This is a genomic window from Streptomyces sp. NPDC048507, assembly GCF_043199995.1.
Classification (GTDB): domain Bacteria; phylum Actinomycetota; class Actinomycetes; order Streptomycetales; family Streptomycetaceae; genus Streptomyces.
Genome location: NZ_JBICWZ010000002.1, coordinates 152,123 through 166,348, shown reverse-complemented (window position 1 = coordinate 166,348; position 14,226 = coordinate 152,123). Strand labels below are relative to the sequence as shown.

The 14,226-nt window shown below is 74.6% G+C and carries 13 protein-coding genes and 1 pseudogene; 7 read left to right on the top strand and 7 right to left on the bottom strand.

Annotation, left to right across the window (positions count from 1 at the left end):
- The first annotated feature begins 5 nt into the window (after window positions 1-5).
- Window positions 6-827 carry an amino acid ABC transporter ATP-binding protein gene (locus ACGFXC_RS05895; RefSeq protein WP_393709907.1) on the top strand — a complete coding sequence of 274 codons (822 nt, stop codon included), beginning with the start codon at window positions 6-8 and terminating at the stop codon, window positions 825-827.
- A 187-nt stretch (window positions 828-1,014) separates the two neighbouring features.
- Here ACGFXC_RS05895 and ACGFXC_RS05890 read toward each other — a convergent pair whose 3' ends face one another.
- Window positions 1,015-1,395: an ArsR/SmtB family transcription factor gene (locus ACGFXC_RS05890; protein ID WP_393709905.1), complete on the bottom strand. Its 381-nt coding sequence runs from the start codon at window positions 1,393-1,395 to the stop codon at window positions 1,015-1,017.
- A 127-nt stretch (window positions 1,396-1,522) separates the two neighbouring features.
- On the opposite strand from ACGFXC_RS05890, the gene ACGFXC_RS05885 reads away from it, so the two are divergent.
- The 3 genes from ACGFXC_RS05885 (at window position 1,523) to glpK (ending at window position 5,269) form a co-directional block, all read left to right on the top strand.
- On the top strand, window positions 1,523-2,521 hold the full coding sequence (locus ACGFXC_RS05885) for a zinc-dependent alcohol dehydrogenase family protein (protein WP_393709903.1): 999 nt from the start codon (window positions 1,523-1,525) through the stop codon (window positions 2,519-2,521).
- Window positions 2,522-2,784: 263 nt separating this feature from the next.
- A complete protein-coding gene (locus tag ACGFXC_RS05880; RefSeq protein WP_393709901.1) occupies window positions 2,785-3,630 on the top strand; it encodes an MIP/aquaporin family protein in 846 nt (281 codons plus the stop codon).
- A 121-nt stretch (window positions 3,631-3,751) separates the two neighbouring features.
- Window positions 3,752-5,269 (top strand): glycerol kinase GlpK, encoded by a 1,518-nt coding sequence (gene glpK / locus ACGFXC_RS05875; RefSeq protein ID WP_393709899.1) that lies wholly within the window; start codon window positions 3,752-3,754, stop codon window positions 5,267-5,269.
- A gap of 119 nt (window positions 5,270-5,388) precedes the next feature.
- Here glpK and ACGFXC_RS05870 read toward each other — a convergent pair whose 3' ends face one another.
- Window positions 5,389-6,633 (bottom strand): MFS transporter, encoded by a 1,245-nt coding sequence (locus ACGFXC_RS05870; RefSeq protein WP_393709897.1) that lies wholly within the window; start codon window positions 6,631-6,633, stop codon window positions 5,389-5,391.
- Between the two features lie 56 nt (window positions 6,634-6,689).
- Here ACGFXC_RS05870 and ACGFXC_RS05865 point away from each other — a divergent pair, with 56 nt between their 5' ends.
- On the top strand, window positions 6,690-7,670 hold the full coding sequence (locus ACGFXC_RS05865; RefSeq protein WP_393709895.1) for an ArsR family transcriptional regulator: 981 nt from the start codon (window positions 6,690-6,692) through the stop codon (window positions 7,668-7,670).
- Window positions 7,671-7,696: 26 nt separating this feature from the next.
- Here the strand turns inward: ACGFXC_RS05865 and ACGFXC_RS05860 are convergent, their stop codons facing one another.
- Window positions 7,697-8,143: a MarR family winged helix-turn-helix transcriptional regulator gene (locus tag ACGFXC_RS05860; protein WP_393709893.1), complete on the bottom strand. Its 447-nt coding sequence runs from the start codon at window positions 8,141-8,143 to the stop codon at window positions 7,697-7,699.
- Window positions 8,144-8,246: 103 nt separating this feature from the next.
- Here ACGFXC_RS05860 and ACGFXC_RS05855 point away from each other — a divergent pair, with 103 nt between their 5' ends.
- Window positions 8,247-8,642: a nuclear transport factor 2 family protein gene (locus tag ACGFXC_RS05855; protein ID WP_393709891.1), complete on the top strand. Its 396-nt coding sequence runs from the start codon at window positions 8,247-8,249 to the stop codon at window positions 8,640-8,642.
- Window positions 8,643-8,755: 113 nt separating this feature from the next.
- Here the strand turns inward: ACGFXC_RS05855 and ACGFXC_RS05850 are convergent, their stop codons facing one another.
- The gene (locus ACGFXC_RS05850; RefSeq protein ID WP_393709889.1) at window positions 8,756-9,547 is read right to left on the bottom strand and encodes a polysaccharide deacetylase family protein; all 792 of its coding nucleotides are present in this window, start codon (window positions 9,545-9,547) and stop codon (window positions 8,756-8,758) included.
- Window positions 9,548-9,707: 160 nt separating this feature from the next.
- Window positions 9,708-10,067: a DUF2809 domain-containing protein gene (locus tag ACGFXC_RS05845; protein ID WP_393710901.1), complete on the bottom strand. Its 360-nt coding sequence runs from the start codon at window positions 10,065-10,067 to the stop codon at window positions 9,708-9,710.
- A 145-nt stretch (window positions 10,068-10,212) separates the two neighbouring features.
- Here ACGFXC_RS05845 and ACGFXC_RS05840 point away from each other — a divergent pair.
- Window positions 10,213-11,010 (top strand): annotated as a pseudogene (locus ACGFXC_RS05840) (helix-turn-helix transcriptional regulator); the annotation flags it as partial.
- A gap of 12 nt (window positions 11,011-11,022) precedes the next feature.
- Here the strand turns inward: ACGFXC_RS05840 and ACGFXC_RS05835 are convergent.
- Both ACGFXC_RS05835 and ACGFXC_RS05830 read right to left on the bottom strand, forming a co-directional pair.
- On the bottom strand, window positions 11,023-12,435 hold the full coding sequence (locus tag ACGFXC_RS05835) for an amidohydrolase family protein (RefSeq protein WP_393709888.1): 1,413 nt from the start codon (window positions 12,433-12,435) through the stop codon (window positions 11,023-11,025).
- A gap of 138 nt (window positions 12,436-12,573) precedes the next feature.
- On the bottom strand, window positions 12,574-14,223 hold the full coding sequence (locus ACGFXC_RS05830) for a lantibiotic dehydratase C-terminal domain-containing protein (RefSeq protein WP_393709886.1): 1,650 nt from the start codon (window positions 14,221-14,223) through the stop codon (window positions 12,574-12,576).
- Between the last annotated feature and the right edge of the window lie 3 nt (window positions 14,224-14,226).

Sequence of the window (14,226 nt, the reverse complement as noted above, 5' to 3'; positions counted from 1 at the left end):
ACCACATGTCACAGCAGGCGGGAAGCGCGCACACGGCGGCCACCACGGACGGGGACCGCCCCGAGATCGAGATCCGCGCACTGCACAAGTCCTTCGGCGACAACCACGTCCTGCGCGGCATCGACCTGGAGGTGGCGCCCGGCGAGGTGGTCTGCGTCATCGGCCCCTCCGGCTCCGGCAAGTCGACGCTGCTGCGCTGCGTGAACCTGCTGGAGGAGCCGAGCGGCGGCCAGGTCTTCGTCGGCGGTACGGAGCTCACCGACCCCGACGTCGACATCGACGCCGTCCGCCGTCGCATCGGCATGGTCTTCCAGCAGTTCAACCTGTTCCCGCACGTCAGCGTCACCGGGAACCTCACGCTGCCGCAGCGGCGGGTGCTGGGCCGGGACAAGGAGCGGGCCGCCGCGGTGGCCCGGGAGAACCTGGAACGGGTCGGTCTCGCCGACAAGGCGGATGCCTTCCCCGCCCAGCTCTCCGGCGGTCAGCAGCAGCGCGTGGCCATCGCCAGGGCCCTGTCCATGGGGCCGGAGGTGATGCTGTTCGACGAGCCGACCTCGGCGCTCGACCCGGAACTCGTGGGCGAGGTGTTGTCGGTGATGCGGCTGCTGGCGCACGAGGGCATGACCATGATGGTCGTCACCCACGAGATGAGCTTCGCCCGCGAGGTCGCGGACCGGGTGGTGTTCATGGACGGCGGAGTGATCGTCGAGCAGGGGCCCGCCGCGCAGGTGATCACCCGCCCGTCGCACGCGCGGACCCGGAACTTCCTCGACCGCGTCCTCGATCCGGCGGCCGCCGACCCCCCGTCGGCAGGCCCTGCGGAATGAGGGTCCTCGCCCGGTGTGACGAGCTGCCCCCGGGTGCGTTCGGGTGGGACCGGACCTCAGGTGCAACCGCAGGTGCGGGGCGGGCAGTCACCACGTCCGGTAGTGATCCGACCCCTCGGGGAGGCACGATGAGCACGCAGCCCTCGTACGCACTGTCGTCCCGCACGCCGCGCTGGGCGCTCGACCCCTACCGGTTCCCCGGCCTGGCCGGACTGGAGGACGACGAGCCCGCTCCGCCGTCCGGGGCCCCCACGATCGCGTCCAGCAGTCCGGGGAAGGCCGCGTCCACTTCCGCGCGGCGCAGCCCGTTCATCCTCGACGTCCCCGCGTAGTGCTGGCGGATCAGGCCCGCTTCCCGCAGGACGTGGAAGTGGTGGGTGGCGGTGGACTTGCTGACCGGCAGGTCGATGGCGCCGCAGGCGAGGTCACCGGGAGCGGCGTGCAGCGCGCTCACGATGCGCCGGCGCACCGGGTCCACGAGGGCCTCCAGGACCTGCTGGACGCCGATCGTCGCGATGTCGGGATGTGGCGGGACGCGTTCCGGTCCGCCGCCGCGTGTTGCCGTCATGTCGGGTGACCTCCTGGATGCATCGTACGACGGTCATCAAAGTTTGACATTCATCGTACCTTGAGGTGGAGTGGGGGCCGGCGGCGCCGTGCGCGCGCCGCGCCGGTGATCGGACGGGGGACGTGTGATGGGCAAGACGGTTCGGTTCCACGAGTACGGCGGTCCTGAAGTGCTGCGCCTGGAGGAGGTGGAGGCCGGGGAGCCCGGCCCCGGGGAACTGCTGATCGGGGTCGAGGCGATCGGTGTCAACCGTGCGGAGGTGCTCTTCCGTGCCGGCCACTACATCGAGCCGGTCGAGGGGTTCCCCGCCCGGCTCGGGGCCGAGGCCGCGGGCGTGGTCGAGGCGGTCGGCCCCGGGGTGACCGGATTCGCCGCGGGGGACCCGGTCAGCGTGGTGCCCGCGTTCTCGATGAACGGCTACGGCGTCTACGCCGAGCACGCCCTGGTCCCCGCCCGCGCCGTGCTGCACCGCCCCGAGGGGCTCGGCCCGGTCGAGGGGGCCGCGGTGTGGATGCCCTACCTGACGGCGTACGGGGCGCTGGTGGAGCTCGGCGGCCTGCGCGCGGGGGACGCGGTCGTGCTGACCGCCGCGTCCAGCAGCGTCGGCCTGGCCGCCATCCGGGTCGCCCGGCGGGTGGGGGCGGTGCCCATCGCCACGACCCGGACGGCGGCCAAGCGGGAGGCCCTGCTGGCGGCGGGTGCGGCCGCGGTGATCGTCACCGGCGAGGAGGACGTCGTCGACCGCGTCCGCGCCCTGACCGCCGGACGCGGCGCGGCCCTGGTCTTCGACGCGGTCGCCGGTCCCGGCGTGGTCGACCTGGCCCGGGTGGTGGCCCCGGGAGGGACGCTCTTCCTGTACGGGGCGGTCAGCGGCGAGCCGACCCCGTACCCCGGGTTCGAGCTGGGGATGCCCGCCCTGAACATGCGCACGTACACGGTCCACGAGATCACCACCGATCCCGAACGCCTGCGCCGCGCCGAGGCGTTCGTCCGGTCCGGACTGGAATCGGGTGCCTTCCGGCCGGCGGTCGACCGGGTCTTCGCCCTGGAGGACATCGCCGAGGCGCACCGCTACATGGAGGCCGGGAACCAGGTGGGCAAGATCGTCGTCACGGTCGGCGGCTGAGCGCCCGCCGCCGCCTGCGGTCACTCGCGGTCGCCCGGGGTGACCGTACGGCGTCGGCGCGCGGGTGTATAAGATCGCAATAAAAGGGTATGTATGCCGCGTATGCGGAGATTTGTCCGCCATATTCTCTTCGGTGCGCCCGGCGCACCGAGCACGGCGGGCAGTGCCGTTCCGCGTGAACGACCGATCGCCGGGCCCCGCGGCAGGCGGCGGCACCGACGGGCCGATGACAGCCGGTCTCGCCGGCAGGAAGCAGGCTCTTCATGGCTGATCGTCTCAAGGCATCGGGGCTGGTGGGCGAGCTATCCGCCGAATTCGCCGGCACGATGATCCTGATCCTCTTCGGCTGTGGCGTGGTGGCCCAAGTGGTCGCGGGCGGCGGACTCACCGATCCGCCCGGCGGCCTCGGCAACCACGACAGCATCGCCTGGGCATGGGGGCTGGGCGTCACCCTGGGCGTCTACGTCGCCGCACGGCTCAGCGGCGCCCACCTCAACCCGGCGGTGACCCTCGCCCTGGCGGCCTTCAAGGGCTTCCCCTGGAAGAAGGTCGCCCCGTACGCGCTGGCGCAGGTCGCCGGCGCCTTCGTCGCCGCCCTCATCGTGCGCTGGAACTACACCGAGGCCCTCGCCAAGGTCGACCCCACCCACACCATCAAGACGCAGGGCGTCTTCTCGACGCTGCCCGCCAACGGCAATCCGAACCTGCCGGTCACCGAGTGGGGCGCGCTGCGCGACCAGATCATCGGCACGGCCATCCTGCTGTTGCTGATCCTCGCCGTCACGGACCTGCTCAACACCCCGCCCGGTGCCAACCTGGCCCCGTTCATCGTCGGCCTCATCGTCGTCGCGATCGGCATGGCCTGGGGAACCAACGCGGGTTACGCGATCAACCCGGCCCGTGACTTCGGTCCGCGGCTCGCCAGCTTCCTCACCGGCTACGGAGGAGCCTGGCGGGATCAGTACGGGAACTTCTACTTCTGGGTGCCGATCATCGGCCCGCTGATCGGCGGCCTGCTCGGCGCGGGGATGTACAAGTTCTTCATCGGCCGGTTCCTGCCGACCGCCGAGCCCGAGCCGCCGGGACGCATCCCGGCCCCCGAGACCTGATCCCGCGCCCTCGATCGCGCGATCCAGGACCCCTCCCGTGCCCGCGGCGGTGACCCGCCGCCCCGGGCACGGGCGGGGGTCTCCCACAGCGGGGGCCCTCCACACGAGAGGCGGCACCATCATGGCGGACTTCGTCGGCGCAGTGGACCAAGGCACCACGAGCACCCGGTTCATGATCTTCGATCATGCGGGCAACGAGGTCGCGAAGCACCAGCTGGAACACGCGCAGATCCTGCCCAAGCCGGGCTGGGTCGAGCACGACCCGGTGGAGATATGGGAGCGCACCAACTCGGTGATCCAGAACGCGCTCCGGCACGGCAACCTCTCCCCGGCCGACCTGGCGGCCATCGGCATCACCAACCAGCGCGAGACGACCGTCGTCTGGGACCGGCGCAACGGTCGCCCGTACTACAACGCCATCGTCTGGCAGGACACCCGCACCGACTCGATCGCCGCCGCGCTCGAACGCTCGGGCCGGGGCGACGTCATCCGCCGCAAGGCCGGGCTGCCACCGGCCACCTACTTCTCCGGCGGCAAGATCCAGTGGATCCTGGAGAACGTGGACGGGGCCCGCGAGGCCGCCGAGCAGGGCCACGCCGTCTTCGGCAACACCGACTGCTGGGTGCTGTGGAACCTCACCGGAGGGCCCGACGGCGGCATCCACGCCACCGACGTCACCAATGCCAGCCGCACCATGCTGATGGACCTGGAGACCCTCGACTGGGACGACGAGCTGCTCGGCTTCTTCGGGATCCCGCGCTCGATGCTCCCCGCCATCCACCCCTCCTCGCACGCGAGCGCCTACGGCGTCACCCGTACCTCGCGCCCGCTGCGGGCCGCGATCCCCATCGCGGGCGTCCTCGGTGACCAGCAGGCCGCCACCGTCGGACAGGTCTGCTACGAGCCCGGCGAGGCGAAGAACACCTACGGCACCGGCAACTTCCTGGTGCTCAACACCGGCACCGAACTGGTCCGCTCCCAGCACGGGCTGCTGACCACGGTGGCCTACCAGTTCGGGGACGAACCGGCGGTCTACGCCCTGGAGGGATCCATCGCGGTCACCGGCTCGGCCGTCCAGTGGCTGCGCGACCAGCTGAAGATCATCACCGATGCGGCGGAGACCGAACGCCTGGCCCGCACCGTCGAGGACAGCGGCGGCATGTACTTCGTGCCCGCGTTCTCGGGCCTGTTCGCGCCGTACTGGCGGTCCGACGCCCGCGGCGCCATCGTCGGCCTCGCCCGCTTCCACGACAACGGGCACCTGGCGCGCGCCACCCTGGAAGCCATCTGCTACCAGAGCCGGGACGTCGTGGAGGCCATGGAACAGGACTCCGGGGTCCACCTCGACGTGCTCAAGGTCGACGGCGGAGTGACGGCCAACGACCTGTGCATGCAGATCCAGGCCGATGTCCTCGGCGTCCCCGTCAGCCGTCCGGTGGTCGCCGAGACCACCGCGCTCGGCGCCGCGTACGCCGCCGGGCTGGCCACCGGCTTCTGGCGGGACACGACCGAACTGCGCACCCACTGGCAGGAGTCCAAGCGCTGGGAGCCGCAGTGGTCCGAGGAACGGCGGGCGGAGGGCTACGCCGGCTGGAAGAAGGCGGTCGAACGGACCCTGGACTGGACGACCGTCGAATAGGCCGGACCGGCCCCACGGCCGGCCGTGCCGGAAGGAGCGGAGCCGAACGGGGGAGCCGAACGGGGGAGCGGCTCCGGCCCGGGCGCCCGGCGGGACACCCCTCCCGCCGGGCGCCCGGTTCACCCCCGGCGCGGCGCGGACGCCGCCGTCAGCTGCCGGACCAGCGCCACCAGGGCCAGGCAGCCGACCAGGGCGCAGACCCCCGGCCACCCGGCCCGGCCGTAGATCCGCACCCCGGCCCACGAGCCCGCGCTGCCGCACAGGTACACGCAGGTCATGTACGCGGTGTTGAGCCGGCCGAGGGCATCGGGCCGCAGTGCGAAGACGCGGGCCTTGTGCGCGACCATGCCGGACTGCATCGCCACGTCCAGCAGCAGCGTGCCGGCCACCAGGGCCGCCGTGCCCGGGGCGCCGCCCCCGGCGCCGAAGGCGAGCACCCCGGCCGAGACGAGGGCGCCGAGCACGCAGAGGAGCCCGACGGCGTCCGGCCCCCGGCGGTCGACCAGGCGCCCGGCGTACGGGGTGCAGAACATGGTGACCGCCCCCACCAGCGCGAGCGTCCCGACCGCCTGGGCGCCGAACCCGTACGCGGGGCCGGTGAGGAGGAGGGCCACGGAGGTCCAGACGGCCGAGAACCCGGCGAAGACGCATCCCTGGTAGAGGCAGGAGCGCCGCAGCTCCGGCTCGGTGCGCAGCAGCCGCAGGGAACCGGCCAGCAGCGCCGGGTAGGACCGGCGCGAGGGCGGGACGGTGACCGGCAGGGCGCGGGCCAGGACGGCGGCGAGCAGCAGGACCACGACGGCCGCCACCAGATAGGGCGCGCGCCAGCCGAACCGCTCGCCGAGCGTGCCGCTGAACGTACGGGCCAGCAGCATGCCGCCGATCGAGCCGCTGAGCAGGGTGCCCGTCACCGCCCCGCGGCGGTCGGCGGCCACCATGGCGGCCGCGAACGGTGCGATGACCTGCGCCGCCACGGTCGCGAGGCCGACCAGCGCACTGGCCGCCACCAGCGCCCCCAGGCCGGGGGCGCAGCCCGCGCCGAGGAGGCCGAGGCCGGTGAGGACGAGCAGGGTGACCAGGAGCGGCCGGTACGGGACCCGGTCGGCGAGCGGCACCAGCAGGAGCATCCCGGCGGTGTAGCCGATCTGGGTGGCGGTCACCACGAGGGCGGCGGAACCGGGCGGCTCGTGCAGGGCGGCGGCGATGAGCGGGCTGATCGCCTGCGGGAAGTAGATGTTGCCCACGGCGACGGCGCCGGTGAAGGACAGGAGCAGCAGCATGCGCGGCCCCGGGGCTCCGGTGGACGCCGGGCGCGGGGCGGGCGCGGGGGGCACGGCGGGCGCCGTGTCGTTCGTCGCTGTCATGCCCGGAAGTTGACGCCACCGCTGCCCCGGGGCCAACGGATGTAGCGTATGGCTCAATGATCAGCTTCGGGCTCGGCGTGGAGGACCTGGCGGACACCCGGTTCGCGGTGTCTCCGCTGCAGGAAACCGTGCTCAGCCTCCGGGTGCTGCGCGATCCGGGACTGTCCGCCCTGCACCTGCCGTGGCGCCGGGCGGTCCTCGGCGGGCTCGGCGGGCTCGACACCGCCCTGCTGATGTCGCTGGTCGCGGTCCGGCGCACCCTGCCCGACTTCCTGACCCCGCACCCCTCGGTCTTCGAGCCCGCCTTCGACGACGAACTCGCCGCCGTGGCGCGGACGCCCGCCGCCCACGTCCGCCGCGACCTGCTCGCCACGCACGCGCCCGACCCGCTGCCGGGGCCGCTGCGCGCCGCGGCCACCGCGGACGACGGGCCGGTCCTCGCCCTGCGCGACGCGGTCTGCGCGCTCCTGCGGCAGTACTGGGAGGTGGCCGTCGAGCCGGTGTGGCCGCGCATGAGGCTGCTGCTCGAAGCCGACATGACCTACCGGGCCCGGCAACTCGCCGTCGGCGGGGCCCGTCTGCTGTTCGCCGACATGCATCCGAACCTGCGCTGGCACGCAGGGGTCCTGCGCATCGGCCAGATGATCAGCCGCCACCACGTCGAAGCGGCCGGCCGGGGGCTGTTGCTCGTCCCGTCCGTGTTCGCGCACAAGCCCGCGCCGCCGCTCAGCGCCGAAGAGGCCCCGGCGCTCGCGTACCCGTGCCGCGGGGTGGCGACGCTGTGGACCCCGGAGCCCGCCGCGGACCCGTCGGCCCTGGTTTCCCTGCTCGGCGCCTCCAGGGCCCGGCTGCTCGGCCTCCTCGACACCCCGCTGCCCACCGTCGAACTGGCCCGCCGCCTGCGGGTCACGCCCAGCGCCGTCTCGCAGCACCTGCGCGTCCTGCACGCGACGGGCCTGGTGACCAGGGCCCGCGACGGCCGTCACGTCCTGTACCGGCGCAGCCCGTTGGGCGACGGGCTGACGGGCCACCGGTAGGCGCGCCGCCGGTCGCCGCCGCCAGGTCAGGTGAAGGGGCCGTCCGTGACGAAGCGCCGGAGGTGGCGGGCGAAGGCCTCGGCCTCGCCGGGGGGCCACGAGGAGAGGGAGGCCTCGATGTGGGCGGCCAGACGGCGGCGCAGCAGCTCGACCGTGGCCGCGCCCTCCGGGGTGAGGGTGAGCAGCGTCGCGCGCCGGTCCCCGGGGTCGGGCGTGCGCCGCACGAGCCCCGCCGTCTCCAGCCGGGTGGCGCGCCGGGTGACGCCGGAGCGGTCGAGCCCCACCTCGGAGGCCAGCTCGGCGGCGCTGCGCGGGCCGGTTCTGGCCAGTCCGCTGATGATCGGGTACGTCACCTCGTCCACGGCCTCCCCGACGCCTTCCGTCAGGGTCCGGTAGAGCTCCTGGCGGGTCCCGCGCCTGAGCAGCAGGCCCAGCGCGTCGGCGATCTCGTGCCCCACGTCCTTTTTCTCCACACCCCAAAGATTAGCGTGCGCTGCGCACGGATGTGCGGTACGGTCTGGCAAGAGCGTGCGCAGCGCACGCACTTCTTCACTGGTCAGTCGAAAGGACCACGCCATGAACCGCCGCACCGGAATCGCCGCAGCCCTCACCGACCTGCTCTTCAGCCCCGGACTCGACCTCCACGAGGCCGCCGACCGCCACTTCGCCCCGGACTACCGCCAGCGCACCGACGGCCGTTGGGACGACCGCGACGAGTTCCTCGCGCACATCGGCCACCTCCGCGACGTCGTCGCGTCGGGCACGGTGGAGGTCCACGACGAGCTGTACGACGGCCTGCGCTACGCCGACCGCCACACGGTCCACGTCACGAAGCGGGACGGCTCCTCGGTGAGCATGGAGGTCTACCTGTTCGGGGAGTTCGCACCCGACGGCCGCTTCCGCCGCATAGAGGAGACGACCCTCATGCTCGCGGGCTCCGCCGAAGACCGCGACCTCGGCAGCGCCCGCTGACCGGCGCGGCCCGGCGCTGCGGCCCGGCGCTGCGGCTCGGCCCTCCGGCCGGAGACCGAGCCACGGGACCGTCTCCACGACTGCGGCGCCGAGATGATCGTCTCCGGGACCGCTCAGGGTGCGGTGCGGGCCGGGAAGGTGAAGGAGTAGCCCTGCTTCGTCAGCCAGGGCAGGTACTCCTTGAGCGCCGCGACGGTCTCGCTGCGGTCGCCGCCCCCGTCGTGGAACAGGACGGTCGGCTGCGCGGGCAGCTTGCCCTCCACGGCGGCGACGATGGCCGGCAGGCCGGGCCTGCTCCAGTCCTTGGGGTCCACGCTCCAGCCCAGGGGCCGCATCCCGCTCGCGGTGGCGATGGCCCGGCTGTCGGGGGTGAAGGCACCGCCCGGCGCGCGGTAGTAGTTCACGGCGACGCCCGGAACGGCCTTCTCGATCATGGCCTGGCCGTCGAGTATCTGCCGGCGCTGGTAGTCGACGGGCTTGTGGTCCATGGTCACGTCGTGGTCGACGGAGTGGTCGCACAGCTGGTGCCCGTCGGCGGCGACCGCGCGCACCAGGGCCGGGTACTTCTGCGCGTTCGTTCCGATCATGCAGAAGGTGGCCTTGACGTGGTTCTGCCGGAGCACCTCCAGGACCTGCGGGGTCCAGCGGGGGTCGGGCCCGTCGTCGATGGTGATGGCGACGTCGTGCCCCGGGCCCTGGGCCAGCCGGGAGATGCTCTGCGGGATGCCGGGGGAGCCCTGGGCGGAGCCGGAGAGCTCCGCGGCCGCGGGCCGGCCGGCCGGGCCGCCGGTGACGTCGGAGGCGGCGAGGGCGGGGGTGCCGGCTGCCGCCAGGAGGCCGAGGACGGCGGCCGCGACGGTGGATCCCGCCCGTCGGCGACGTGCGGAACTGCTGGTGATGCCCATGGACGCGCTCTTCCTTTGCGCTCGGCCCCCGGATCTCACGTTGCCGCTCCAGGCTAGGTCATGCGTAGGGACCGCTCCCTCGGCCGAACGGCCCATCCGGGGCCGCCGGGGCCCGCCCGCGCGCTCCCGCACGGGCGCCCGCGGCCACCCGTGGCGTTGGTCACAGGGGAGGGCGGCGCAGGGCGGTGAGCAGCAGGGCGCCCGCCGCCGCGCCGACCGCGTACCAGAACAGATCGGGGGCGTTGAAGGTGGAACCGAGGACCAGCCGGGCGGCGGTGCTGTGCGCGCCGAGCGCGGCCGGTACGGGGGTGAGCTGGAAGAACTCGACGGCCCAGCTGAGGGCCAGCGCCGTCGCCGCGGCCCGAGGGGGAGAGAGGCGGGGCGCGGCCAGGACGACCAGGGCGAGGACCAGGACGGCGTACAGCGCGTCGCCGCCGTACTTGGCCACGTCCCCCGTCGCCACCGCCCGCAGCCCCAGCCCCGCGCCGACGGTCAGCGCCGCGGCCCCGGCCGCCGCCATCCGGGTCCGTACGGGGGCGCGCGGCGCGGCGCGTCCGGAGCGCGCGGTGATCGGGTCCACGCCCCCATCCTGCCGGACGGCCCCTGGGCCCCGGCCCGCCCCTCCCGCCCGGGTCCGGCGGGCGGGGCCGTCCTACCCTGCTCGGGTGACCAGCAACGCTCTCGGAGACTTCCTGCGCGCCCACCGCTCCCGGCTGCGGCCCGAGGACGTCGGCCTCGCCTCGTACGGCCGCCGCCGCGTGACGGGACTGCGGCGGGAGGAGGTCGCCGTCCTGGCCGGCATGAACGGCGACTACTACGCCCGGCTGGAACAGGGCCGCGAGCGCGGCCCCTCGGCGCAGGTCCTCGACGCGATCGGCGCCGCCCTGCGCATGGACGGACCCGCGCGCGACCACCTCCACCGGCTCGCCGGCACCCCGCCGGAGGGCGACCGGGCCGCACGGCCGCAGGAGTCCGTCGCGCCCGAACTGCGTCTGCTGCTCGACGGATGCGCCGCCACCCCGGCCTTCGTACTGAACCCGGCGACCGACCTGCTCGCCGCCAACGCCCTGGCCGGGGCGCTGTTCTCCCCGTTCGAGCGGCCGGACAACCTCGCCCGCATGACCTTCCTGGACCCGGCGGCCCGCACCTTCTTCACGCACTGGAACAGCGCGGCCGAAGCCGTGGTGGCGGCCCTGCGGGAAGCCACCGGACTCCACCCGCGCTACCCGCGCCTGCTCGCCCTGCTGGCCTCGCTCACCGCCGACAGCCGGGAGTTCGCCGCGCTCTGGGCCGCGCACACCGTCTACGGAAAGACCCGCGCGGCCAAGGAGTTCACGCACCCCGACGCCGGACCGCTCTCGCTCACCTACCAGTCCTTCGACGTCCGCGGCGCGGCCGGCCAGCAGCTCGTGGTCTACCAGGCCGCACCCGGCGGCCCCGCCGCCCGGGCGCTGTCCCGCCTCGTCCCGCCCCCGTCAGCCGACGGCCGCGGCCCCCAGGACGTACGCGCGCGAGGCGTGGACCCGCTCGCGCAGGGCGGACAGGTCCACGTCGAGGACCCTGCCGTCCCATTTGCGGGGTTCGCCGTCGACGAGGACGGCACTGATGTTGCGCGCGTCGGATCCCAGCACGACCGTGCCGACCGGGTCGTTGAGCGGCATCGTGTTGAGGTCCTCGGCCCGGATGACGAGCAGGTCCGCCTTCTTGCCCGGGGTGAGCGAACCGGTTCGCCGCTCCAGGCCGTTGGTCCGGGCCCCCTGGAGCGTGGCGAAGTCCAGGACGTCGTGCGCGGTGATCCGCCGGGGTGAGCGCCCCGTGCCGTACGCCGAGTTGACCGCCCGCATCCGCTGGATGCCGAGCAGCAGCCGCATCTGCGTGAACATGTCCCCGGCCAGGGCGACCTCCACGTCGATGCCGAGCCCCGGGCGGACTCCGGCGGCCAGGGCCTCGTCCACGGCGGGAACGGCCGTCTCCAGGCCGATCTGCGCCTCCGAGGAGGGAGCCAGGGACACCGTGGCGCCGCTCTCCCCGATGGCCCGCCACGCCCGCGGCGTCAGGCCGGTCGCGTGGATCAGCGTCAGGTCCGGGCCGAGCAGGCCCTGCGCCGCCCACTCCAGGACCGCCCGCGAGGAGGGGGCGCCGAAGACGGCGTCCACGCTCACGCCGATGCCCAGCTCCCGGGCGCAGCGGGCCAGCGCGGGACCGTAGGCCAGGTCCGGACCGGCGATCTCATCGGTGGCGAGGGCGGCCAGACGCAGCGTCAGCAGCTGGTCGTCACCGCTGAAGTAGCGCTCCCGCAGCCGGGTCAGGTCGCCGGGCCACTGCCGGTCCCAGCCCCCGAAGTGCGGTCCCATGGAGGCGTGGACGCCCCGGATGCCCGAGTCGAGGAGCGCCTCGACGGCGGCGTCGGAGTGCTCGGGCGTACGGGAGTTGTGCGAGAAGTCGAGCATGCAGGTGATGCCGCTGTCGATGGCGGTGAGCGCGGCCAGCCGGGTGCCGCTGTACATGTCCTCGGGCCGGTAGACCGGCGCGTACCCGGCCAGGGTGGTCCGTACGTATCCGCCCAGGTCGTCGACGTCCGGCATGATCCGGCGCAACTGCGCCTGCCACGCGTGCCGGTGGGTGTCGACGAACCCGGGACACAGGACCGTGCCGGTGACGTCGACGCGCACGCCGCCCGCCGGGTCCAGGCCGGGCCCGACGGCCGCGATCGTGTCCCCCTCGACGAGCAGATCGCAGTCGCGCAGGACGCCGAGGGCGGGATCCATGGTGACGAGGGTCGCCCCCGTGAACAGGATGCGGCGCGCGGGGTCGGCGCGCCGGCGCCGGATCCGTTCGAGGACGGCGGGGTCGGCGGTGTCGTCGGTGTCGTCGGTGTCGTCGTGCATGCGGGTTCCTGTCCGTGCTGCCGGGCCGGGCGGCCCGCGCGGGGCGGTCGCGGTGTCCTCCCCACCCTCGACGCCCGCCCCGGCGCGGGCCAGGCCGCGCCGTCCCGGGGTACGGCGCACCCACCCCGCGGCGGCCGCTCACCCGGCGCCGGCGCGGCCCAGGGGGAGCAGGTACTGCAGGGGCCGGTCCAGGTCGTCCAGGCCGAACAGCTCGTGCGCCAGGTCGTCCTGGAACCCGCCCAGCGGCATTGCCGCCAGCCCCAGCGCCGATGCCGTCAGCAGCAGGGACTGTGCCAGGTGGCCGGCCTCCAGCAGGCCCAGCCGCAGCGCTCGCAGACCGTAGCGCCGCCGCAGCCTGCCGAGGTCCACGTACAGGCCGAGCACCACCGGGACCTCGTCCACGACCACCGCCGACGGATCCCCGGGCGGGGCCGTCATGGACGCGGACAGCGCCTTGAGTTCGTCGAGCGGGGGCGCGCCGCCCACCCGCAGCAGCGCACGCCGGCCGGGCACGCACTGGTAGGTGCCGGGCGCCAGACCGGTCACCCCGAAGGCGAACAGCCGCACCCCCGCCGCGTAGAGGCCGCCCGGGCTCGGATACGGGCGGTGCGGGAACGGGTCGTCGCAGCCCGTGGTGTGGCTGGTGGCATGGGCGCCCCACAGCAGGGTGCCGAGCAGTCCGGCGGGCAGCGGACCGGCCAGACCACGGCGGACGCTGCTCCGCCCGGCGACGGCGGCCCGCAGCGAGACGTCCGGCAGCGGACCCCCGGGCAGCGGCACCTCCGTCCCGGCGGGCACCACCTCCGCGGGCGCCGGGCGCAGCGCCCCCTCGGCGTCCCAGCCCGCCCGCACCTTGCTCCGCTCCAGGTACTGCCAGTCGGGGGCCAGGTGCCCCTCGGGGAAGTACGCGGCCGGCTCGCCCGAGTCCAGCAGCGCGTGCGCGGCCAGCCGGTACACGGCCCGCTCCTCGTCCGGGGCCACCCCGAGCCGGTTGCAGAGCAGGTGCAGCTCACGCCCCCAGACCACCCCGTCACCGGCTCCGGTTGCGTCCCCGACCCAGCCTTCGGTTGCGCCCTCGGGTCCGCCCCAGCGACCGGCTCCGGTTGCGTCCACGGTTCCGCCCGCCGCCGCCCCGCGCAGGTGGTCCGCCCAGCGTGCGACCGGTCCCGTCACCGTGCCCCGCGCCAACCCCTCGCGCAGGGCCGCCGCCCGGCCGGAGAGGCTCTCGCGCTGCGCCGCGTACACCGCGTTCACCTGGGCGTGGACCCGGCGCGGCGGCAGCGGCGCCTCCCCGGACCCGAGCCGTCCGGCCGCCAGCCCGCGCAGCCAGCGCGCCGCCCCGAACCGGTCCCGGCCGAGGGCCCAGGCGGTGGCGTGCGCCAGGTCCGCCGCCACGGCCAGGCGCCGGCTCCCGCGCGCGGTCCCGGCGACGCACTCCACCGCGATCCGCGTGGACAGCGCCGCGGCCTCCGCCGCCGCGCCCGCGCCCGCGCCCGCGCCGTCCGGCGCGCCGGTCTCCCCCTGCACCCGCGCCGCCCCGGCCAGCTGCCGTACGACGGAGTCCAGCGGTCCGGCCGCCCCGGGCCGTGGCCCGTAAACCCGGACGAGCAGCTGCGGTCCGCCCGTCCCGTCCCGTACGAAGGACCAGGCGGCCGCCCAGCCCCCGGCGACGAGCCCGTCCAGCAGCGGCGCCAGGTCCTCCACCAGGAAGGTGTCGACGGCCTCGGGCGGCGCTGCGGGCAGGGCGCAGCGCAGGACCGTGTCCGGGCCTCGGGGGGCGGTGATCACGGA